This is a genomic window from Shewanella bicestrii, assembly GCF_002216875.1.
Lineage (GTDB): Bacteria > Pseudomonadota > Gammaproteobacteria > Enterobacterales > Shewanellaceae > Shewanella > Shewanella seohaensis.
In genome coordinates this window covers 883,101-903,388 of record NZ_CP022358.1, presented here as the reverse complement: position 1 = coordinate 903,388, position 20,288 = coordinate 883,101, and the positions used below count along the sequence as shown (strand labels likewise).

General features: G+C 47.1%; 18 protein-coding genes. 4 read left to right on the top strand and 14 right to left on the bottom strand.

Annotated elements, in window-relative coordinates; all coding sequences use genetic code 11:
* Positions 1–48 precede the first annotated feature (48 nt).
* Complete coding sequence (locus CF168_RS03980; RefSeq protein WP_089067050.1) at positions 49–1,371, bottom strand: dicarboxylate/amino acid:cation symporter; 1,323 nt, start codon at positions 1,369–1,371, stop codon at positions 49–51.
* A 161-nt stretch (positions 1,372–1,532) separates the two neighbouring features.
* On the bottom strand, positions 1,533–1,829 hold the full coding sequence (locus CF168_RS03975) for a DUF4234 domain-containing protein (protein WP_089067049.1): 297 nt from the start codon (positions 1,827–1,829) through the stop codon (positions 1,533–1,535).
* A gap of 220 nt (positions 1,830–2,049) precedes the next feature.
* Between CF168_RS03975 and CF168_RS03970 the strand changes: the two genes are divergently transcribed.
* Complete coding sequence (locus CF168_RS03970) at positions 2,050–2,493, top strand: GNAT family N-acetyltransferase (protein ID WP_089067048.1); 444 nt, start codon at positions 2,050–2,052, stop codon at positions 2,491–2,493.
* Between the two features lie 59 nt (positions 2,494–2,552).
* Here CF168_RS03970 and CF168_RS03965 read toward each other — a convergent pair whose 3' ends face one another.
* Together CF168_RS03965 and CF168_RS03960 are read right to left on the bottom strand one after the other, a co-directional pair.
* Complete coding sequence (locus CF168_RS03965; protein WP_086903754.1) at positions 2,553–3,845, bottom strand: serine/threonine transporter; 1,293 nt, start codon at positions 3,843–3,845, stop codon at positions 2,553–2,555.
* Between the two features lie 443 nt (positions 3,846–4,288).
* Positions 4,289–6,856, bottom strand: a complete 2,568-nt coding sequence (locus CF168_RS03960; protein WP_089067047.1) for an acylase — start codon at positions 6,854–6,856, stop codon at positions 4,289–4,291.
* A 255-nt stretch (positions 6,857–7,111) separates the two neighbouring features.
* On the opposite strand from CF168_RS03960, the gene yjjX reads away from it, so the two are divergent.
* On the top strand, positions 7,112–7,651 hold the full coding sequence (gene yjjX / locus CF168_RS03955) for an inosine/xanthosine triphosphatase (protein WP_089067046.1): 540 nt from the start codon (positions 7,112–7,114) through the stop codon (positions 7,649–7,651).
* A gap of 107 nt (positions 7,652–7,758) precedes the next feature.
* Positions 7,759–8,739: a bifunctional helix-turn-helix transcriptional regulator/GNAT family N-acetyltransferase gene (locus CF168_RS03950; RefSeq protein WP_240520058.1), complete on the top strand. Its 981-nt coding sequence runs from the start codon at positions 7,759–7,761 to the stop codon at positions 8,737–8,739.
* A gap of 218 nt (positions 8,740–8,957) precedes the next feature.
* Here the strand turns inward: CF168_RS03950 and CF168_RS03945 are convergent, their stop codons facing one another.
* From CF168_RS03945 to CF168_RS03930, 4 genes are all read right to left on the bottom strand, one after another.
* Positions 8,958–10,151 (bottom strand): serine hydrolase domain-containing protein, encoded by a 1,194-nt coding sequence (locus CF168_RS03945; RefSeq protein ID WP_089067045.1) that lies wholly within the window; start codon positions 10,149–10,151, stop codon positions 8,958–8,960.
* Positions 10,152–10,599: 448 nt separating this feature from the next.
* Complete coding sequence (locus CF168_RS03940) at positions 10,600–11,355, bottom strand: hypothetical protein (protein ID WP_089067044.1); 756 nt, start codon at positions 11,353–11,355, stop codon at positions 10,600–10,602.
* Positions 11,356–11,358: 3 nt separating this feature from the next.
* Entirely contained in the window at positions 11,359–12,408 is a 1,050-nt protein-coding gene (locus CF168_RS03935; RefSeq protein ID WP_089067043.1) for an AAA family ATPase, read from the bottom strand.
* Entirely contained in the window at positions 12,401–13,516 is a 1,116-nt protein-coding gene (locus CF168_RS03930) for a DUF262 domain-containing protein (protein WP_089067042.1), read from the bottom strand. Before CF168_RS03930 ends, CF168_RS03935 begins: the two co-directional genes overlap by 8 nt.
* A 408-nt stretch (positions 13,517–13,924) precedes the next feature.
* On the opposite strand from CF168_RS03930, the gene CF168_RS03925 reads away from it, so the two are divergent.
* Positions 13,925–14,065, top strand: a complete 141-nt coding sequence (locus tag CF168_RS03925) for a hypothetical protein (protein WP_240520057.1) — start codon at positions 13,925–13,927, stop codon at positions 14,063–14,065.
* 97 nt (positions 14,066–14,162) lie between these two features.
* Here the strand turns inward: CF168_RS03925 and nqrF are convergent, their stop codons facing one another.
* The 6 genes from nqrF to CF168_RS03895 are packed head-to-tail and all read right to left on the bottom strand — an operon-like array spanning position 14,163 to position 20,053.
* Entirely contained in the window at positions 14,163–15,380 is a 1,218-nt protein-coding gene (gene nqrF / locus CF168_RS03920) for an NADH:ubiquinone reductase (Na(+)-transporting) subunit F (RefSeq protein WP_089067041.1), read from the bottom strand.
* Between the two features lie 51 nt (positions 15,381–15,431).
* On the bottom strand, positions 15,432–16,040 hold the full coding sequence (nqrE, locus tag CF168_RS03915; protein WP_011621548.1) for an NADH:ubiquinone reductase (Na(+)-transporting) subunit E: 609 nt from the start codon (positions 16,038–16,040) through the stop codon (positions 15,432–15,434).
* A gap of 9 nt (positions 16,041–16,049) precedes the next feature.
* Positions 16,050–16,670, bottom strand: a complete 621-nt coding sequence (locus CF168_RS03910) for an NADH:ubiquinone reductase (Na(+)-transporting) subunit D (RefSeq protein ID WP_011071186.1) — start codon at positions 16,668–16,670, stop codon at positions 16,050–16,052.
* Positions 16,667–17,461 carry a Na(+)-translocating NADH-quinone reductase subunit C gene (locus tag CF168_RS03905; protein WP_011621546.1) on the bottom strand — a complete coding sequence of 265 codons (795 nt, stop codon included), beginning with the start codon at positions 17,459–17,461 and terminating at the stop codon, positions 16,667–16,669. Before CF168_RS03905 ends, CF168_RS03910 begins: the two co-directional genes overlap by 4 nt.
* Positions 17,451–18,683 carry an NADH:ubiquinone reductase (Na(+)-transporting) subunit B gene (locus CF168_RS03900; protein ID WP_089067040.1) on the bottom strand — a complete coding sequence of 411 codons (1,233 nt, stop codon included), beginning with the start codon at positions 18,681–18,683 and terminating at the stop codon, positions 17,451–17,453. The genes CF168_RS03905 and CF168_RS03900 overlap by 11 nt, the downstream gene beginning before the upstream one ends.
* Positions 18,683–20,053: a Na(+)-translocating NADH-quinone reductase subunit A gene (locus tag CF168_RS03895; RefSeq protein ID WP_011621544.1), complete on the bottom strand. Its 1,371-nt coding sequence runs from the start codon at positions 20,051–20,053 to the stop codon at positions 18,683–18,685. The genes CF168_RS03900 and CF168_RS03895 overlap by 1 nt, the downstream gene beginning before the upstream one ends.
* Positions 20,054–20,288 lie beyond the last annotated feature (235 nt).

Sequence of the window (20,288 nt, the reverse complement as noted above, 5' to 3'; positions counted from 1 at the left end):
TCGATAATAAAAAACCGCCTAGTTGGCGGTTTTTTATTATTCAATGAATTAACTTTTCGTCGCGGCGTTTTCACTCGCGGCATTTTGCTCGGCAATCATAGCGCTCTGCACCATATCGGCATTGTAATGTTCAACATCAAGCTCATCTTCCGACTTAGCAATCACAGTCGTCGCCACTAAGTCACCAGAAACGTTTACGACAGTACGTGCCATATCGAGAATACGGTCAATCCCCGCAATCAAGGCCACACCTTCTAAGGGTAAGCCCACGGTCGAAAGCACTAAGGTCAACATCACTAAGCCTGCGCCCGGCACACCCGCGGTGCCGATTGAGGCTAAGGTCGCGGTTAAAATAATCGTTAGATAGTCGACCCAAGTTAAATCGATACCAAAGGCCTGCGCCACAAACAGCGCGGTCACGCCTTGATACAAGGCCGTACCATCCATATTGATGGTGGTCCCTAAGGGCAGCACAAAGCTAGAGATCTTCTTATTGACCCCGAGATATTCGCTCGCACATTTCATGCTGGCCGGTAAGGTACCCGCCGAACTTGAAGTGGTAAATGCCACCGCCATCGCATTGCTGATCCCCTTGAAAAAATGCAGTGGATTCAGCTTGGCAAATAGGCGCAGCACTATGCTGTAGAAGCCTAACACGTGGATAATACAGCCAATATATACGGCAATAATCACTTTAATCAGCGGCCACAGCATATCGATGCCATACTCGCCCGCGACCCATGCCATCAGACCAAATACCCCATAAGGAGCAAGCTTCATCACCATGTCGGTGAGTTTGTACATGGCCTCTGCAAGGCTTTCAAACACCTTGATAGCAGGCTTTCCATGGTCGCCAATCAAGACCAAGGCAATCCCAAGCGCAACAGCAAACACAATGACTTGCAGGATTTGGCCACTCGCCAAGGCAGCAACGGGGTTGGTGGGGACTATGTCAATCAGGGTTTGCATCACCGAAGGCACTTCTTTCGCCGTTTGTACCGCTTCGTGTTGCAGTAAAGGCACGCCCGCACCGGGTTGCACCACATAGCCCACGGCTAAACCTAAACTGATCGCAATTGCGGTGGTACAAAGGTAAAACGCAAAGGATTTAAAACCAATTCGGCCCATTTTGGCGGTGTCTTCCATTGAGGTCACACCGACAATCAATGAACAAAACACTAGAGGCACAATCAGCATCTTGATGGTATTCACAAACAGGGTGCCAATAGGTTTCAGGTAAGAAGCCTGCTCACCTAAGCTGACGCCCACCGCAATCCCCAACACCATACCAACGAAAATTTGCAGCCACAGGGGCACTGACATCCAGGAAGACCAGATCCGGCCTAGGGCTGATGACCTATGTTTTGACATGTTTATAACCTTGAGTTTGAAATGATGATAGGGCTGAGCCTTATCCTTGGCGGGACTAACTTAAATTAGCCAGCCGCCGAGTCTAACATAAGGGATAAAATTCTAAGGATGATCTATATCACGTTGATGCCAACCGCTGCAAAATCCAGCTAAGGCAAAGCCTAGGCCTCAAATTGCACCGAATTGACTGAGGCGGAAAAACGTTGGCGATAAAGGGATGCGGGCGGCTGTTCGCACTCGATAAGATAGCTCCAATAGTCATCGTCAAAACCACTGAAGAGTGACTGATTATCCCCCTGTGATTTGAGGATCAAATACCACCAAACCAGCCCCCATAGCCCGAAGGTGATTAAGGTGAGCATAAAGTGCATGGCGTGATTAATCTGAAGATCTTTTTGCACATCATAGGGTTGTAAAAATTTTGGCTTAAAGCGACGAGTTGATTTTACGAATGCCATAATCGCACCACTCCCTTAGGGTGAAAACCTTATTCAAGCCTAGCAGATTAGACTTTAGTCGTACAAAAATTAGCCGCGATTAAAGCAGGATTTCAAACGCTGTTCACTCGTTCTTCTAAACAGTTCCGTGCTAAAGTGAGCCGCCGAATAAAAGCCGATGCATAAGCGTCATTCCCATACACAAGAGCGGTAGAGGTACTAACCGCCGAGGAGTTGTTATATGTTGATCCGTAAAGCTAAAGTGCAAGATCTCACCGCCTTAGTTCAATTTAATCAGGCAATGGCGCAGGAAACCGAAGGTCTCGCCTTAGACGTAACGACCCTGATTAAAGGCGTTAATACCCTACTGAATCACCCAGAAAAAGGCTTTTATCTGGTAGCCGAGATTGATGGCGAAATTGTCGGTTCGCTGATGGTGACCTTCGAATGGAGCGACTGGCGCGCCAAAGATTATTACTGGATCCAAAGCGTTTATATTCGTCCGCAAAATCGCCGTCAGGGGATTTATGGCAAGCTCTATGCTGAGGTAAAACAACTGGCCGAAGCCAATGGTGGCGCCGCGAGTTTCCGTCTCTATGTGGAGCAGGAAAATACCGCCGCTCAGCAAACTTACCAAGCGCTAGGGATGAAGCAGAGTTACTATCTGATGTACGAAGAGAAGTAATAAAAAAAGGATCGGGCATCACCCGATCCTTTCGTTTCAAACCGCTTTTAATTCCAAGCTTAGCTTAACAAGCCAAACAGAATAGCGGTCATCGCCAGTAGGCCCGCAATAATCACAAACACGTTGCTGATGCGGTTACGGTAAGCCTTCAGCGCCGGCACTTTGTACACGGCATACATTGGCATTAAGTACAAAATCGCCGCAATAATTGGGCCGCCCAGCGCCTCAATCATCCCCAAAATACTTGGGTTTTTAATCGCAACGGCCCAAATCGTGGCAAACATAAACACTAAGATAAACTTGTTCAGCTTGTTCTCACTGATTTGTTTGTTACTTGAGCGCAGCTGCTTAACGATAATGCCCTTCATGCCCTCAGTTGCGCCCATGTAGTGACCAAAGAAAGAAGACACAATCGCCACAAACGCAATGAAAGGCCCGAAGTAGCTGACAAAACCACTGTCATGCACGTTCGCAAGGTAAGATAAAATCGGCAGGTTCTTCGCCTTCGCTTCGGCCAACTGTTCTGGCGACAGTGACAACACGCAGGAGAACACGAATAACATCACAAAGCCGACTAACATCATCGAGGTGTTACGCAGGATCACATCGGCCTTACGGGCCGCATTCGCCCCATGGTCACGCTTAAGGGAAACCGAAAATTGCGAAATCGCCGGAGAATGGTTAAAGGCAAACACCAATACAGGAATGGTTAACCATACCGTACCTAAAAAGGCGCCGGTGTCTGGCACGACTTGCAGCGCATCCATTTTCCACTCAGGGATCAAATAGATGGACATAAAGGCCAAAATGCCCACCAGCGGATAAACTAGCAGTTGAGTCACTTTTAGCATAAATTGCTCACCGGCAACCATCACAGCCATCATGCCGAAAATCAACACGCCAGACAGCAGGAAACGTGGCGGAGAGGCCATGCCCAACTGGTTGACGATAAAGCTGTCGACGGTATTCGTGATCCCCACACCGTAGATCAACACAATGGGATAAATCGCTAAGAAATACAGCAGCGTAATCGCCTTGCCCGCGCCAATCCCAAAGTGTTCTTCAACCACTTGGGTAATGTCACTGCCGGGAATACTCGACGAACATACGAAGCGTGACAGACCGCGGTGGGCGAGATAGGTCATAGGCCCAATGATAATGGCCATCAAAACTAAGGGCCAAAATCCGCCCATACCCGCATTGATAGGAAGAAATAGAATGCCCGCCCCCACAGCGGTGCCGAATAAACTTAGCATCCAAGTCGTGTCTTGGCGCGTCCATGGTAAGTGTCTTGTTGTGCTTTCTTGCGTGCTTTGAGGTGTTTCGAGAACACTGATCGCATCTTTTTGCATATTAAAATTACCTTACGGTGATACCGCATAAAAAATTCGGCGTAAGGATAGCGAAAAAGCTTTAGCAAAAGTTGATCTAACGCCATTTTAAGTAATGAAATTTCAAATAAAACGGATATTGCGACCTAGATCCATGATTTGGCGTAATAAATTTCCAATAACGCATCAAAACGATCACAATAAATCACCAAGAAAACACAGTAAATTTACCCAAGCACCTAAGTTGCGACATCGGCATGTCGTCGATAAAAAAACCAAAGTGGCGTTAAGTCGCAAAAACCGCCCAATTGGGATCGAACTCAATCAAGTACTAATAAAGTTTGAAGTAGATCACCCTCCATATTGTTAAATTTTTACATTTTGAAACAACGAGCGCTGCGCCAGAGAAAGCCCATAAAAAAGGCCCACCTAAGTGGGCCTATCGATTAACGACAACTCAGCCATTACTGGGCTTTTTGCAGTGTCAGCTCTGTAGTCGAAATCACCGCAGGGGCAATATCGGCTTCCTTAAACAGTAAAGGACGGAAACTCTTACTGCTGGAATACAGATTGCTTTGGTCGGTAAAGGAAGGTGACAGTATATTGCTCGACTCCGAATAGGTGAGTATGCCACGCGCGACAGGGCCTTCATCGGTAAAGCTTACCGCCATCATCCAGCTTGAGCCGTAACGCACTTGGTAACCCTTGGCCGTCATGCCTGAGGCCATCGCCTTACCCGTGACAACGTCCATCAAAGGCGCGTACTTATGCTGCGGGATCAGAGTGTCATCTCCCGATAAGCTCGTCGAAAATACGTTGAATCCACCTTCCGCGTTATGGCTGCCCGGCCAAGGTAAACGCGCGCCGCTGGCAGTGCCATCGGGGAGTGACTTCTCGACAAACTGCACATCACCTAACGGTGCATCTAAGGCAAAACCTGCGGCTTCAAGATTCAAGGCCGCATGGGCAAGCGCCACTAATGCGCTACCGTCGGTGGTAAGCGTGTTAGGCGTGGTCGCCGCATTCGCGGGGTCGAATCCCTTGGTCAGCATGGTTTTTTGGCTGAACTGATGGGCAAACTCACGCAATAAAGCGCCGCCTTTACTGTCGTTATCTTGCTTACCGTTCCAGGCTTTGAGCGCTGCACAAGCCGAGGTGAGATCCTTAGATAAACTCGCAGATACCACCACAGGCGTACTGCCCTGCGCCTCACATTGGGCAATCAAATCCGGCAATACCAACTCAGCTAAATAACTGCGATTCGACAATACCGCGGCTTCTAACTCTTCCAGATTAAACTTACCATCGCTGCCCGCCGCATCCTGCATTAGGGTTAAGCCCATACGAGTACGCAGCGATAATTGCCCTGCTTCTGGACCATACATAGGCGAGAAGTACGTCAGTGGCTCGTTTAAGTTGGTTGACCAGAAGGAGTCATTGGAGTTTTGCACAAAGTCGCTGCGCTCAAGCTTAGGCGCACGCTCATAAGGGGTTGGGCCATTAAAGCTAAATAATGAGGTATTCCCCGGCAGAATAGTAAAGCCCGCCTGCTGCTTGGCCGCCTTAATATCGGGCGAAGTCTTGAGCACCACCACGGCCGCCTCGGATAGACCGGGCACGGTCGAGTCGTCAATGTAGAAGGCGTTACCCTCTTTATCGGCATACATAGTGTTGTTGAAAATCACCCCATCGTAGTCTTTAAAGGCTTGTTGGAATTCGTCTTTATTGGTCGCTAAGTTCATGGCAAGCCAGTGATCGACCGGATCCATAGTTGCCATGTTGGCATCTTGGATCATAAAGGCACTGCCATCGTCCCAACCAAAAGGTGCGAGCGAAGGTGGCGCCTCGACCATAGGGCCTTTTGCGGTGGTGTAAATATCCTTTTCAGCCACTAACATGCCAGCGGGGCCTGCGTTCACTAGGATAGACACAGTCTCTTTATTGATCGGCATCGGCTGCCCATCAAACAGGTATTGCAATCTGTCGCCCGAGACCAACTCGAGGTTGTACATCACAAAATGTTCGGCGGTTGAGAAGGTATGAGTCCAAGCTAAGTCTTTGTTAAACCCGATGTTGATAGGGCCAGGCATGCCCACCAGCGAGCCGCCCATCATATCCAATTGGCCAGGGATGGTAATGTGCGATTGCCAGAAGCGCAGGTTGCCCGTGTGTGGGAAATGCGGATTGCCAAGCACCATGCCGCGACCATTTTCGGTCTTATCTTTACCTAAACCCCAACCGTTAGAGCCTAAATCCCGTGGATTGGTCTCGGGTGTGGTAATGCGCGCCGCACGGGCAAGCAACTTAGACTGCATATCGCTGACAAACGCTGTTTGTTCTTGGCTTGGTGCAGGTCCGACGATGCGTGGCATGTACTCCTGCCCATCCCCTGGGTTGGCGTAGAAAATCAAATCGAGGAAGTTAGCCGCGCCGGGTAATAGTGCGATGGAAAACAGATAAGTGACCACATCCTCTGGCACTATGGGCTTTACCCACGGCTGACCGCCACAGAAAGGTTCGGCGGTTTGTTTGCCCGCCTCAACATCGGCAAGGTATTGGTTATAACCCGCGGTAAAACCTTGGATTAATGCACGGGAGCGCTCGCTAAACTGCGGCCATTTGGCCTCGGCTTGCTCACGAATTTTTAAGGCTTTATAGGCAAAGTCGGAGATTAAGTTGCCATTGTCTTCTGAGGTGGGCTGCCCTGTGGTGAAATCAATCGACGCATGGGGGCCAAAGTACATAGAGCGTTGGGAGTTGGCCTTAATAAAACCATCGGCGAGCACGCAGAGGTTGTCCTGAGCCTGCGCGTAACCGCTACCAAAACCTAAGCTTTCTAAGTTATCGGCTTTGATATGGGGCACACCGTAGGTAGTTCGACGAATATTGGCTTTGAGTAAGCCGTTGGGGGCAAAGGTTTGTAGCTGAGTTTCAGGTTCGGTAGGTGGAGTGCTATCTTCGCTGTCGTTACAGCCTGTGAGCATAACGCCGCAGGCCATCCCCATCGCGATCATGAGTTTGTTGAATTTCATTATTATTATCTCTTAATTTTAGTTCCTTCAATGACATAGCTTTACTGCTTAAATCAGCTAATTGACTGAAGGAGCAATAGTCGTATGTCGCTTCCTGATGCACGACTCTGGCTATTTGCTCCCCATACATTCGCTTTTTACTGAGCCAAGGCGATGAATATGGCAAAATAGAAAACCCAGAGGCGAGACACCTCCGACCATTTAAGCAATGATTCAAACGAGCGTCCACATTAAAAATCAAAATAAATAACTTATATGCAACAAAACATTATCAAAGTAATCGTCGGTTCGAAAAACCCCGTCAAAATAAACGCAGCGGCCAATGCCATGGCGCTGCTCTTCCCTGAATATGAGATCCAAACTCAAGGTATGGATGCGCCCTCGGGCGTCCCCGCGCAGCCCATGACAGATAGCGACACCCGCCAAGGGGCTATCAACCGTGTCCACTATTGCCAGCAACAAGTGGAAGCGGATTATTACTTTGCGATGGAAGGCGGCGTCGATTGTTTCGAGTTTGGTCCTGCGACCTTCGCCTATATTGCGATTGCCCACCAAGTCCGTTTAAGCATTGGCCGTGGCGCCTTGTTGCCGCTACCTATGCAGGTTTATCAGGCACTCGAGGCGGGTGAAGAATTGGGTCATGTGATGGATAGACTGTTTAATACGGTTAACATCAAACAAAAAGGCGGCGCGATAGGCCAACTCACCCACGGTCACGCCACCCGTGAGAGCAATTACACCCAAGCGATCATCCTCGCCATGGCGCCGTTTTTAAATCCTGAGTTGTACCCTTAAATTTTGTTAATGAAATATTGCAAAGCCGAGCAAAGCCCGCTAATTTCGTTGTAACTTGCAACTAAATGATTCGAACTGAGCCACTGCCAGCCCACACTAGTGCTTGCATGGCTCAACTTTGGTTAACCCTGATGGCATTCAATCCGACTATGGCAAATGATCCCGGCTCATCTAGCCAACTGAGACACCTTTCCCGCTATATGGTCAGACACTTAGGCATGCTCAATGCGGCCTTTGGCGATTTACCTCTGTCCCCAGTACAGGCCCACGCCTTGTTTGAGATAGGCAATCAACCGCAAACCATTAAGGAACTCGCCTGCAAACTGAGCATAGATAAATCCAATGCTAGCCGTGCAATCAAACACTTAGTCGATAAAAACCTCGCCCAGAGCCAAATGCATCCGCGGGATAATCGCTGCCTCGTCGTTCAACTGACTCCAGCGGGTAAAAAGCTGCTCGCAAAATTAGATAGCCAGCAAAATCAACTCTTTCAAGAAATCTTGGCTCAGCTGACCCCTGAGCAAATTCAACAAATCGAGCAAGCTCTTATGCAATACAACCAAGCCATACATAAAGCCAAACAACAATCGGGTTATCTTATCCGTGAAGCGACCGCCGCCGATGATGCTGCCATTGCCCAAGTGATCCGCGTGGTTTCCGCCGAATACGGCTTAACAGCGGATAAAGGCTATAGCGTGGCCGACCCAACCTTAGATTGTTTAAGCCAAATCTATTCGCAGCCGGGCGCCCAATACTGGGTGATAGAACATGAAGGCCAAGTGGTTGGCGGCGCAGGCATAGCGCCACTGGCTAACAATGAAGGAATTTGTGAGCTGCAAAAAATGTACTTTATGCCCGAGATCCGCGGTAAAGGCTTAGCTAAGCGTTTAGCGCTGCAGGCCCTAGATTTCGCCCGTGAAGCGGGTTATCAGAGCTGCTATCTCGAAACCACCGCATTACTCAAAGAAGCCCTAAAGCTCTACGAACACTTAGGGTTTAACTACTTAAGTGCCCCACTTGGTAATACTGGCCACGATGCCTGTGAAATCCCAATGCTATTACCACTGCACTCTGAGCTAAATGAATAGCGTTATGCCAATCTTTGCAGCAGTTAAGGCGCGCTAAGCCCCCTTTTTGGGTAATACAAAGCGACCCATCCAACGAAAGCATCCAGAATAAAGCTCCACTTAACAACAAATCGTGGAGCCATATTCTTTCGAGGTCGTTGGCGGTTACATCAGAGCCTGCAAAGCGTTGGCGTTACTCCCGCCAACTTAACGGCTATGAAGTCGACACAGTGACAAACTTAAACCTTATGCAGAGATAATGTAGTCAGCAGCAACTGACTACGAATGATTTGACGTATCTGGTTATGCAGTTCAAATACCCGGTTACGGTCGTTAAGGTTTAAGGAGAGATTTTCCAGCATAACCAAGTCCAAATTAAATTCGGGATAATGCAGCGTCATCGACATATAACCCGAAACATAACCCGTATGGCTATATTCGACTAAGTCATTGTCATTATTGATCCTTATCCCATAACCATAGCGCATATTCGGCCACAAAAATGGCAACTCGATATACGCAGTAGTCATCCGCAGATAACTCTCAGGGCTTAACAACTTGCCAGCATGTAATTGCTGCTGAAAGGCGGCATAAGCAGCCGTTGAGGCAATTAATCCCCCTGCGGGCAATAACGCTTCATCAATCACCAGCTCAGAAGGCGCAATCAATTCGCTTTCCTGCAATCCCACCGCTAAGCTAGGCACTTTGGCATGAATCGCCTCAAGGCTGCCAAGCTCAGCACTTAGGCCATTGAGTTGGTACCGCGCAGCAAATTGCGCCACCTGCTCGGTAAAGGATTGATGATTCACCTTCTCAAGCACTTGCCCAAGCAATGAATAACCCAAATTAGAGTATTCAAATTGGCTACCCGGCTCGAAGCGATTGGCCTGTCCAATGCTGGCAACACCCGATGTATGGTTCAGCAGTTGGTGCAAAGTAATGCGCTCATCATAACGGTTGGGATTCAAATCCCCCGCATTGGCGCCCGCATCAATGGCTTTTAGCGCCTTAGATTCCGCCTCAAGATCGCCAAAAAGGTAATGATTTAGCGTTTGATTTAAATCGAGTTTTCCCGCATCAAGTGCCTGCAATACTAGCGTTGCGGTAATTTGTTTCGAGAGCGATGCCATTACAAAACGCGAATCTTGATTGATACCTTCGCCCTTTTGTAATTCAAGCAGTGGTTTCCCCTCTTCAAGCAGAATAACGCTACCACTAAATGGCTGCGGCGAATCCATTATCGCCGTTTGGATTAAGCTCTTAATCTCCCCAAGCTTAGATGCTGAAGATGCAGTTTGGCTTTCAAGCTTAACTAACTGACCGCCTTGCGCGCTTTCCGACACAATCGCAGCTTCAAGCGACTCGCCAACACTATTGGCACTTGGGAGTAATAACAGCCCCGATAGCAGGGAGCCGATAACACTCAAACGCATGAGTTATCCTTAACTTAATGAGCAAATACTGCCTGATTAGAAAGCGGCCAGCTTATCATAAGTTTTCATAGTGTTGCGGCGTTTGAGATGAGCAATCAAAGTATGGATTGAGTTTTTAAAAGCAAAGTCAAAGTCGTGGGGCTTCCCCCCCCTTGATTTTTAATAAAGAGTCGACCAAGGAGGACTGCTCGTCCTATCCTCAGTGCTCATCGTTTTCACATCAGCAAAGACGCCCCTAACGGAGTTGAAAACCCCTTGGGCATTTAGCGTCCCTTATGTTATCGCATCAGACGCTCCCCGCCCTGATTCGACTGCCCTGCGACAACTCCTAGGGAATAGCGAACTCCAGTAGCTTTAGTGCTGTCTGCTCGTCATGCAAAGCAAACCGAGTAACGCTTACCATAATTTTTAGAAAATTTAACAATTGGTGGCTCGTTAAATTCGCTCGTTAAATTCCTTTTTCTCTGATCACACAGGTTATTTCTTTAGGGTTAGTTTTCCAAATGTGGTCAAAACCACTAGAAATCATTACTTCTATATTACCTTGAGGGGACTCGACCAATAGGTATCTATCGTGAGAACCGCTATAAAGGGTACTCTCTGAGGTTGTCCATTGTCGAAAAATAGACTTGACGAAGGCGTCAGTTATTTTGGTACTATTTTTGACAACACCTAATGCATCTGGCGTTTCAACAAATTCAATTATTAGCGTGTGCCTAGGTAAAATAGTTAGAAACAATGCCTTGTTGTGATCCCACCCTTGAGCTAAATAGTTGTCGCAAATAGTGATTTTTGTAGCCGAAGAACATAACATTTGAAGATACTTAATGAAGTTGACTCGGCTTTCTGTAGGTGTCAACGTTATTGTTATTTGGTTTTCAATGAATGAGGAACGAAAATACACATAGGGCAACATTGCATTTTCGTCATCCGTCAGAATAATTTTCAAGCTTGTTTTTGATGCTAACAGCTCTAATGAGTCATCACGATCGACTTGATGCTGAAGCTGGGGCATTAACCGCCCAAAAACCGACTGGTTCAGCCCTTGATCTCGAGCTTCGATGAGTTGCTTTTTATTAGTTTTGTATGGAAGTGAAATTAGTTTCATTAGCCTTTTGTATTTTTTTTGATACTTACTAGGTTCAAAAGCAACGTTTTCATAAGCTAACAACAGTGAGGTACTGAGAACCATTTTTTCAGCCATCGATTACCTCATTTTCATCAAATCTGAAAGAGTTGCATCAAAAAAACCAGTTGGAAAACCTATGACTTCACCAGCAGTATTGTTAAACTCTCCATTTTCATCTATCAGTATGGTTTCAAAATTGCTATTAACATTACTTTTGTAGTGAATGACGACTGCATCACTTTGTATATGTTCCTCATATACTTCATACGCTATTTTATTTATCAAATGTTCACAGTGAGTTTCAACAATCAATTGAATGCCACTGTTGGCTATATAGGATAAAAACACGCCCAGTTGAGCTTGAGCTTTTGGATGCAACTGGATTTCTGGGTTCTCCAACAAAATCAGATCACCTTTTTTTGCCATCAAACAAATTATGATGACTTTGGCAATATAGCTCATGCCAGCCCCAAGGTTAAACGGGGACACATTGGCATCAATGTCTTTAACACTAAACGAAACGTATACCTGATCGCTGAGCTTTTCGGTAATTAGTTCAGTTTCAGAACCTGTAATAAAACTTAACCATTTACCAACCTGATATGAGATTGTTTTAGAGCCCTCAAATCTTAATAATGAGTCAGGTAATGCTTTTCCCTTTATTCTTTCAAATGTTGAAAATAGATATTCACCCAAGCTGCCTACTTTGCGCTCCGATACTTGTAGTAATTCTTGAGCCCCAATCCTGTTTGCATTTAGGTATAATAGTTCTAGCCCTTCTTCATCTGGCTCGAGTTCATAAAAGTAAGGTAACTGACCAGACTTTTGCATACCATCCGAAGTTATTTGTAAGGAATGGCAATTTCTCTCATCATCGATAGCCATTATGTCAATTGACTTAGCATTATTCTTTTTATTCCGTATTGTTGAAAAGTCGCTTAAGTATCGAATTAGTTCCTCCATACTGTAGCGATTGCTGACCTGGCTGTTTCTGATGAGTAGCATCAGTGCTTGAATTACGGTTGACTTCCCTGATGAATTTGACCCTGTCAAAAGGGTTAACGGTTCTAATCTCAGTGTTTCTTTGTCAATACTTTTTAAGTTATTGATTTCAAGTTGCTTAAGCATCCTTAAGTCCTTGTGTTATTTTTTGAGCAGTATCAAACCTAGCTCTTACATTGTCTGTTGTGTCAATTGAACCAGAAAAAAGCCCTTCGGCATCTACGTTTTTCTTATAACTGTCGACAAGTTGTTTGGCCTTTAAGCAATCTAGTTCTGCGGGGGTTATATAACAAAATGCAAATACTAACATTTCAAATAACCCCATATTTACAGGTCGTCTATTTCCGCCATCTTTAGATTTGAAGCGAAAGGCTTCATCACCTAACACTTTATACACACTATCCATTCCGTATAAGCAGACAGCTTTAGCGTGATCAAGCAACTCTTTAGGCGCTTTAGTATTTAGATATTTCATTACTGACGCTAAAAATGCATCGACATCAGATTTATACTGAATCGCTGACCCTTGAAGTTGGTTTGTCATTAACAGATAGAAAGCCACAAATCTTAACACTAAATATCTATCACGCATCCGATTCGGTTTGACGCCGTTTCCTGTAGCTAACTTAAACTCTTGGCTTTCAGCTAGCTCTTGAATCAAAGTGGTAGCTTTACCTTGATACAAAGCATGACGCATTTCTTGTTTGTTTAAGTTAATACCCCCCCTATTCACTCGTTCAAAAATATTGAACTTTACATACTCGGGTGTTGGTGGCTGTATCACATATGAATGTAATTGATAATCTTCCAGCTTGGCTTGAAGTATCGGAGGAATGTCATCGAACTTCTTGCCTTTTAGATCTGGTAACATCGAAAGATTTGTGAGTGTAAAATTGTTATTTTTAAACTGTTTTAAGGCCGTAATTCTTTGCTTACCATCAATGATCTGCCTAACGCCTTCTTCGTCTTCAAATAGGTAGATCAACGGAATAGGAATACCCATCAAAATTGACTCGATCAACTCGGATTGGTGCTTTCTATCCCAAACATTTTTTCGCTGAAAATCAGGAGCAAGAACTAGATCACCTCGACTTTCCTTACGAAGCAGCTCAAAGACGCTAGATTGCTCTTTAGCAATCCGTATTTGAGTATCAGTACCCATTTGATGCGGGTGCGCGGTTAACTCAAGTTCATCTTGATCTTCAATTTCGATTGCATCATCTGCTTCAATCATAGTCTGTGCCTTGGCTTTTCCTATAGCATATCATTTGGCGGTAATTGCTATAAGAACTTTATTGAGAGATATTTTGATGCTCCCGGTGAATCAAAGTAATACTAAGCTCATCGAATGCAGTTTATTGAACACTTATTGTTAAATTTTATAACGGAAAGACAAATTTAAAGCATATTAAAGCTAACAGGATACGCAGTGGTCAGCAGGATTAAGCACTGACATGGAAGTGACCGTCCGTGACATGGAAGTGACCGTCCGTGACATGGATGTCACGGTCGAGCATACAAGGATGTACTTGCTGCGTGTCACTGAAATAGCAGTGCTTAATCATTGAGTTGATAAATTTATTGATACACCGTTGATAAATTTGGCTATGAAAAAACAAAATTAGTGGATGTGGGGGCCGATGTGAATCATCCAAATGCGCTGGGGTATCGTCCGCTCGATATTGCTTACTGGCAAGGAGAGTTTCGCATGGGATGCTATACCACTGAAAGTCAGCGTATGGTGAGCTATTTAAGCCGCCATGGCGGTAAATCCTTTAGCTAGATATCAAAGCCTAAAACTAAAAGCCCTATAAACAAAAATCGCGTTAGGCTCAGCTGTACTAGCTGTGCCTAACGCGATTTTCTATTCCACTTACCGCTTAATCACCAAAGTCATCGAGCAGGATATTTTCAGGCTCAACCCCTAGGCTTTCGAGCATACGGATCACCGAGGAGTTCATGATTGGAGGACCACACATATAGAACTCACAATCCTCTGGTGCCTTATGATTTTTAAGATAATTCTCATAGAGCACGTTATGGATAAAGCCTGTGTAGCCCGTCCAATTATCCTCTGGTAGCGGCTCAGACAACGCCACATGCCAAACAAAGTTTTCATTCTCGGCAGCCAAGGTGTCGAAGTCCTGCTGGTAAAACACTTCGCGGCTTGAGCGTGCGCCGTACCAGAAGCTCATCTTACGCTGGGTCTTTTTACTCTTTAGCTGATCGAAAATATGTGAGCGCATCGGTGCCATACCCGCACCACCGCCGATAAATACCATTTCCGCATCGGTCTCTTTCACAAAGAACTCGCCGAATGGGCCAGAGATGGTCACCTTATCCCCCGCCTTGAGGTTAAAGATGTAAGAAGACATCTTACCTGGTGGCACATTGGCCGATGGTGGCGTGGCAATCCGCACGTTAAGCATGATGCGGCCCTTTTCATCAGGATAGTTCGCCATCGAATAGGCGCGCAGCACGTCTTCATTCACGGTGGATACTAAGTCGAATAGGCCGTATTTTTCCCAATCGTCGCGGTACTTAACCGGAATATCAAAATCGGCGTACTTCACCACATGGGCTGGCGCTTCAATTTGGATATAGCCACCCGCCTTAAAGTGCACGTCTTCACCTTCGGGCAGTTTTAGCAATAACTCTTTGATAAAGGTGGCCTTGTTATCGTTTGAGATCACCTCACATTGCCACTTCTTCACGCCGAAGATTTCTTCCTCTAGCTCGAGTTCCATATCGGTTTTCACCGCCACTTGGCAGGCGAGACGACAACCTTCTTTGGCTTCTTTTTTAGTGATATGCCCTTGTTCTGTCGGCAGAATATCACCACCGCCCGATTTGACCTTCACTCGGCACTGGCCGCAGGTACCGCCGCCGCCACAGGCCGAGGGAATAAAAATATTCTTACTCGCTAAGGCGCCAAGCAGCTTGTCGCCCGCGGCAACTTTAATGCTTTTCTCGGCATCGTCGTTAATCCCGATAGTGATCTCACCGGTAGTCACTAATTTCTTTTTGGCGATAAGGATTACTATCACCAGTAGGCACACCACTAAGGTGAACATGCCTATGCCTATTGCCATTTCCATTCGATAACCCTTTTTCTAAACAGAATGCGGTTTCACTTTCTCAGCCACGCGTTACAGCGAGATCCCAGAGAAAGACATAAAGCCAAGTGCCATCAACCCTGTGGTAATAAAGGTGATACCAATCCCCTGTAAGCCTTCGGGAATCGCATGAAACTTCATCCGTTCACGCAGCCCGGCCAGCATCACAATCGCCAGCGCCCAACCCGTGCCCGAACCCATGGCAAACACCGCCGATTCAGCAAAGTTGTAATCACGGTTAGCCATAAAGATCACCCCGGCAAAAATCGCGCAGTTTACGGTGAGCAGTGGCAGGAAGATCCCGAGGGAGTCATACAGGCTTGGAATGTATTTATCTAAAAACATTTCAAGGATTTGCACTAAGGCCGCAATCACACCGATAAAGGTGATCAGTTGCAGGTAACTTAAGTCGATACCAGGCATGCCCGCCCAAGCCAATGCGCCCGGTGCTAACACCTTCACATAGATCAGTTGGTTTAAAGGCACGGCTAAGGTCATCACCACGATAACCGCAACGCCTAAGCCGAAGGCGGTCGACACCTTTTTAGACACGGCTAAGAAGGTACACATACCGAGGAAAAACGACAGCGCCATGTTGTCTAAGAATGTGGCCTGTAAAAACAGATTAATATAGTGTTCCATATCCGCTCCTTAACCGCGTTTACGCTGGATCACGTTAATGCTCCAGATCAGCAGGCCAATCAGGAAGAAGGCGCTTGGGGGCAACTTAAACATCTCATTGGGTAAGTACCAGCCGCCGTTTTCAACCGTAGTCAACACGCTATGCCCAAACAGATTGCCCGTGCCTAACAGCTCACGCACAAAGGCCACACTGATCAGCACCAAGCCATAACCCGCCGCGTTACCCACGGCATCGACTACGGCTAAGTGAGGTGGATACTTCATTGCAAAGGCTTCTGCGCGGCCCATGATGATACAGTTAGTGATGATTAACCCAACGAATACAGAGAGTTGCTTAGATAGCTCGTAAGCCACATCCTGCAACACCATGTCGACGATAATCACCAAGGAGGCAATGACCGTCATCTGGGCAATAATCCGCACACTGTTAGGGATAAAGTTGCGAATGGCGGAGATGATAAGGTTAGAGAACACCAGTACGAAGGTCACCGCCAGTGTCATCACCACGGCCGTCTGCATGGAGTTACTCACCGCCAGCGCCGAACATACGCCCAGCACTTGCATCGCCACTGGGTTATTGGCAAATACAGGGCCTGCTAACATGTCCCGCATGGATAAACTGTTGCTCATTTTGCACCTCCCAACTCACCTTGTTCAGCCGATGCTTTTAATTGGTTGAAGAAGGTTTGGAAACCCTCGACGCCAAACCAAAACTCCATTGCACGCTGCACGCCACGGCCGGTCATGGTCGCGCCACTCACAGCATCAACACCGTGGATATCACCCTCTTTGGCGCCGCCTTTGACGAGGCGCATCGCAAACTTGCCTTTTTCATCAAAGAGTTGTTTACCCTTCCACAGGGATAACCAATGTGGGTCAGTCACAAAGTCACCGATACCAGGGGTTTCACCGTGCTCGTAAACCACCATGCCTTTAATAGTGTTAAAGTCAGGTTCGACGGCCACGTAACCGTAGATCATCGACCACAGCCCTTTACCGTAGAAAGGCACGACCACGCTGGATAACTTGCCGCTGTCATCGAACACCTTAAACACGCGGGCATCGTTGGCGCGGGTCTTGATTTTGGCGATATCCTTTTTAGGGGCGCTTGAGGTTTCTGGGTTAATCGCCGCCATGCGCTCGTCAAAGTCGAGTACATTGGCATCAGAGTCCACTTTGCCTGTGTCGAGATTAATCAATAATGGCTTAACGGATTTAGCAAAAATCTCTCTAAACTCATTGCCTTGGCCAATATTTACATCGGCAGCCATCAACACATAACGTTGTAACTCATCGCGTTTTTTCGCGAGCTTACGCTCTTTCAACACGCCTGCGGTGCCAGTAATCATAAAGGAGCACAAAAGGCAGAGCGTGATGGTGAAGATCATGGTCCCCACCACAGTATCTTTCTTAAATACCATGACGTTTTACTCTCCGTTTGATGTTGGCACGGGCCACCAGATAATCGAACAGCGGCGCCCACAGGTTGGCGAACAGGATGGCTAACATCACGCCTTCTGGCATTTTGGGGTTAGCCACACGGATAAGGATTGTCATAAAACCAATCAAGGCGCCGTAGGCAAACTTGCCTTGGCGGGTATAAGAGGTAGTCACTGGATCGGTCGCCATAAACATCATCGCGATAGCAAAGCCGCCCGTGACTAAGTGCCATGTCCAAGGCATTGCCATCATCTGGTTAGTGCTTGAACCAATAACATTGAACAAGGTTGCAGTGGTAATCATGCCCAACATCACGCCCACCACGATGCGCCAGTCGGCTAAACGGGTGATAAGCAGTAATAACCCACCGAGCAGCACAGCAAGTGTGCTGGTTTCACCAATCGCGCCCACGGTAAAGCCGAAGAAATTATTCCACCAGTTAGGATCGCTAAAGGCGCTGTACCAAGCGTAATCGGCAAATTGCAGCTTGCCGGCTGCGGCTTGCGCTAAGGCTGTCGCGCCTGAAAAGCCATCCACAGCAACCAGTTGCTTAACGGTTGACACTTCAGAAGGGTAAGCAAAATAGATAAACGCCAAACCTGCTAATGCGGGGTTAAGGAAGTTGTATCCCATGCCACCAAACAGCTCTTTGGCAATCACTACCCCAAAGCTAATCCCCATCACCACCAACCAGAGTGGAATCGAAACGGGTAAAATCAGCGTAAATAACAAGGCAGTGACGAAGAAGCCTTCGTGCAATTCTTGGCGACGCACCTTGGCAAACACCACTTCCCAGAACAGGCTGGTCAGCAAGGCCGTTAAGTAAATCGGCAAATAAAAACTTAAGCCATAGAGGAACAGGCCAATCACGCCCGTCTCGGCACTTAAGCCACCGCTTAGGGCATTAAACAGTGCGAGTTTCCAGGTTTCTGGCGTCGTTAGGCCACTTGCTAGTGCGAGCTGAGCCTGTAAGCCTACGTTATATAAGCCAAATAAAATGGCGGGTAATAAACAAAGACCCACTAAGGTCATGGTACGTTTTACGTCAATGGCGTCACGTACGTGTACTTGTCCCTTAGTGCTGCGACCACTGGCGATCACCAATGAGCGCACAAAGCCCTTCATCGATTTACCCGTGGCGTAATACTCTTGCTGCAAATCAGGGGCGTCCTGTAAATCAGGTTTTTTAGGTTGTGTCGTCATTAACCTTCCCTCTCAATAACATCTAGACAGGCACGTAACTCTTTACCGAAGTCATACTTGCCGGGGCACACAAAGGTACACAGGGCTAAATCTTCTTCATCTAACTCCAATGCGCCTAACGCTTGAGCCTCGTCGGTATCTCGCACCACTAAGTCACGCACTAGCAGAGTGGGTAAAATATCTAAAGGCATTACGCGATCGAGCTGACCAAAGGCCATCATGGCGCGGTGAGAACCGCCCTGATGCGTGGTAAATTCGAAGGACTTGGTCAGGCCAAATAAACGGGAAGTCACCGCACGGGTGATAGAGAACTTGTCCGAACCGCCACGCACCCAAGGCAACACTTGGTGCTGTGCATCTTCGGCGAGAACCGATACTTGGTTGTGGAAACGACCTAAAAAGTCATGTACGCCCCTCGCGGTATGGCCAGATAACACTGAGCCTGATACCACACGGTTGTTACCGGGTTTCACTTCGTCGGCCACTAAGGCGCTCAGCTCAGCTCCTAACTGAGTGCGCAGTAAACGCGGGTTAAGCACACTCGGGCCACCCAGCGCCACAACGCGGTCGGTATAAAGCTCACCGGTTTGGAACAGCTTGCCGTAGGCGATAACGTCTTGATAACCGATATGCCACACCTGACGTTCGATACTGACGGGTAAGGTAAAGTGAATGTGAGTCCCGGCTAATCCGGCAGGATGCACCCCAGTAAAACGGCGCACTTGCACTTTAGGTAAGTCGGCGCCGACTAAGGTCTCGCCCTTATCTTGGCAGAGGTAAACCTTGCCTTCGGTTAAATGACTCAGTACCGCTAAGCCCGCCTTAAAGGCGTCGCTCTGCTCGGCAATAATCAATCTAGGATCGGCGGCGAGTGGATTGGTATCCATCGCCGTCACGAAAATGCCTGCGGGTTTGGCATCGAGTGCGGGAACGCGGGAGAAAGGACGAGTACGCAGCGCAGTCCACAGACCGCTCTTAACCAGTTGCGCTTTAACCACATCCGCAGATAAGGCCTGTAAATCGGTGTGAATGTCGAAACGGATCTGCTCATCGGCGTCTAAGCCATTGCAGCGGATCACCACGGATTGCAACACCCGACGTTCACCACGGTGGATTGCAACAATCTCACCACTGGCGGGAGCGGTAAACAGCACGCCCTTTGTTTTTTTATCTTCAAACAAAGGTTGGCCTTTTTTGACCTTATCGCCGACTTCCACCAACATAGTCGGTTTTAAGCCAACATACTCCTCACCCAACAAGGCCACTTGGGATGGCCTGTTACCGGGTTCGATGATCTGCCTAGGCTCACCCGAAATCGGCAAGTCGAGGCCTTTTTTGATCGTTATAACTTGGTTTGAAAAATCTGCCATCACAAATATCAACCATGAAAATTTTTAGATAAATTTAGGGTAGATGTTTGTTAACAGATAATCCGATATTGGCGTCACATTCCGCCGCAATTTCGTAAGTAATATACGTAAATTCGCGCCATTTTGTGACATCGATTCACATCGATTACAGCCTAAAGTTGCAAATGTAGTTTTATAACAAATAATTCATAATTCCTGTATTTCTGATTTAGTTACGACTTAACTAGATAAAAAC

What these genes read in the sequence shown, in the direction of transcription:
- CF168_RS03980 (WP_089067050.1), bottom strand. Translation starts at nt 1,371, where the DNA reads ATGTCAAAACATAGGTCATCAGCCCTAGGCCGGATCTGGTCTTCCTGG.
- CF168_RS03975 (WP_089067049.1), bottom strand. Translation starts at nt 1,829, where the DNA reads ATGGCATTCGTAAAATCAACTCGTCGCTTTAAGCCAAAATTTTTACAA.
- CF168_RS03970 (WP_089067048.1), top strand. Translation starts at nt 2,050, where the DNA reads ATGTTGATCCGTAAAGCTAAAGTGCAAGATCTCACCGCCTTAGTTCAA.
- CF168_RS03965 (WP_086903754.1), bottom strand. Translation starts at nt 3,845, where the DNA reads ATGCAAAAAGATGCGATCAGTGTTCTCGAAACACCTCAAAGCACGCAA.
- CF168_RS03960 (WP_089067047.1), bottom strand. Translation starts at nt 6,856, where the DNA reads ATGAAATTCAACAAACTCATGATCGCGATGGGGATGGCCTGCGGCGTT.
- yjjX (WP_089067046.1), top strand. Translation starts at nt 7,112, where the DNA reads ATGCAACAAAACATTATCAAAGTAATCGTCGGTTCGAAAAACCCCGTC.
- CF168_RS03950 (WP_240520058.1), top strand. Translation starts at nt 7,759, where the DNA reads ATGGCTCAACTTTGGTTAACCCTGATGGCATTCAATCCGACTATGGCA.
- CF168_RS03945 (WP_089067045.1), bottom strand. Translation starts at nt 10,151, where the DNA reads ATGCGTTTGAGTGTTATCGGCTCCCTGCTATCGGGGCTGTTATTACTC.
- CF168_RS03940 (WP_089067044.1), bottom strand. Translation starts at nt 11,355, where the DNA reads ATGGCTGAAAAAATGGTTCTCAGTACCTCACTGTTGTTAGCTTATGAA.
- CF168_RS03935 (WP_089067043.1), bottom strand. Translation starts at nt 12,408, where the DNA reads ATGCTTAAGCAACTTGAAATCAATAACTTAAAAAGTATTGACAAAGAA.
- CF168_RS03930 (WP_089067042.1), bottom strand. Translation starts at nt 13,516, where the DNA reads ATGATTGAAGCAGATGATGCAATCGAAATTGAAGATCAAGATGAACTT.
- nqrF (WP_089067041.1), bottom strand. Translation starts at nt 15,380, where the DNA reads ATGGAAATGGCAATAGGCATAGGCATGTTCACCTTAGTGGTGTGCCTA.
- nqrE (WP_011621548.1), bottom strand. Translation starts at nt 16,040, where the DNA reads ATGGAACACTATATTAATCTGTTTTTACAGGCCACATTCTTAGACAAC.
- CF168_RS03910 (WP_011071186.1), bottom strand. Translation starts at nt 16,670, where the DNA reads ATGAGCAACAGTTTATCCATGCGGGACATGTTAGCAGGCCCTGTATTT.
- CF168_RS03905 (WP_011621546.1), bottom strand. Translation starts at nt 17,461, where the DNA reads ATGGTATTTAAGAAAGATACTGTGGTGGGGACCATGATCTTCACCATC.
- CF168_RS03900 (WP_089067040.1), bottom strand. Translation starts at nt 18,683, where the DNA reads ATGACGACACAACCTAAAAAACCTGATTTACAGGACGCCCCTGATTTG.
- CF168_RS03895 (WP_011621544.1), bottom strand. Translation starts at nt 20,053, where the DNA reads ATGGCAGATTTTTCAAACCAAGTTATAACGATCAAAAAAGGCCTCGAC.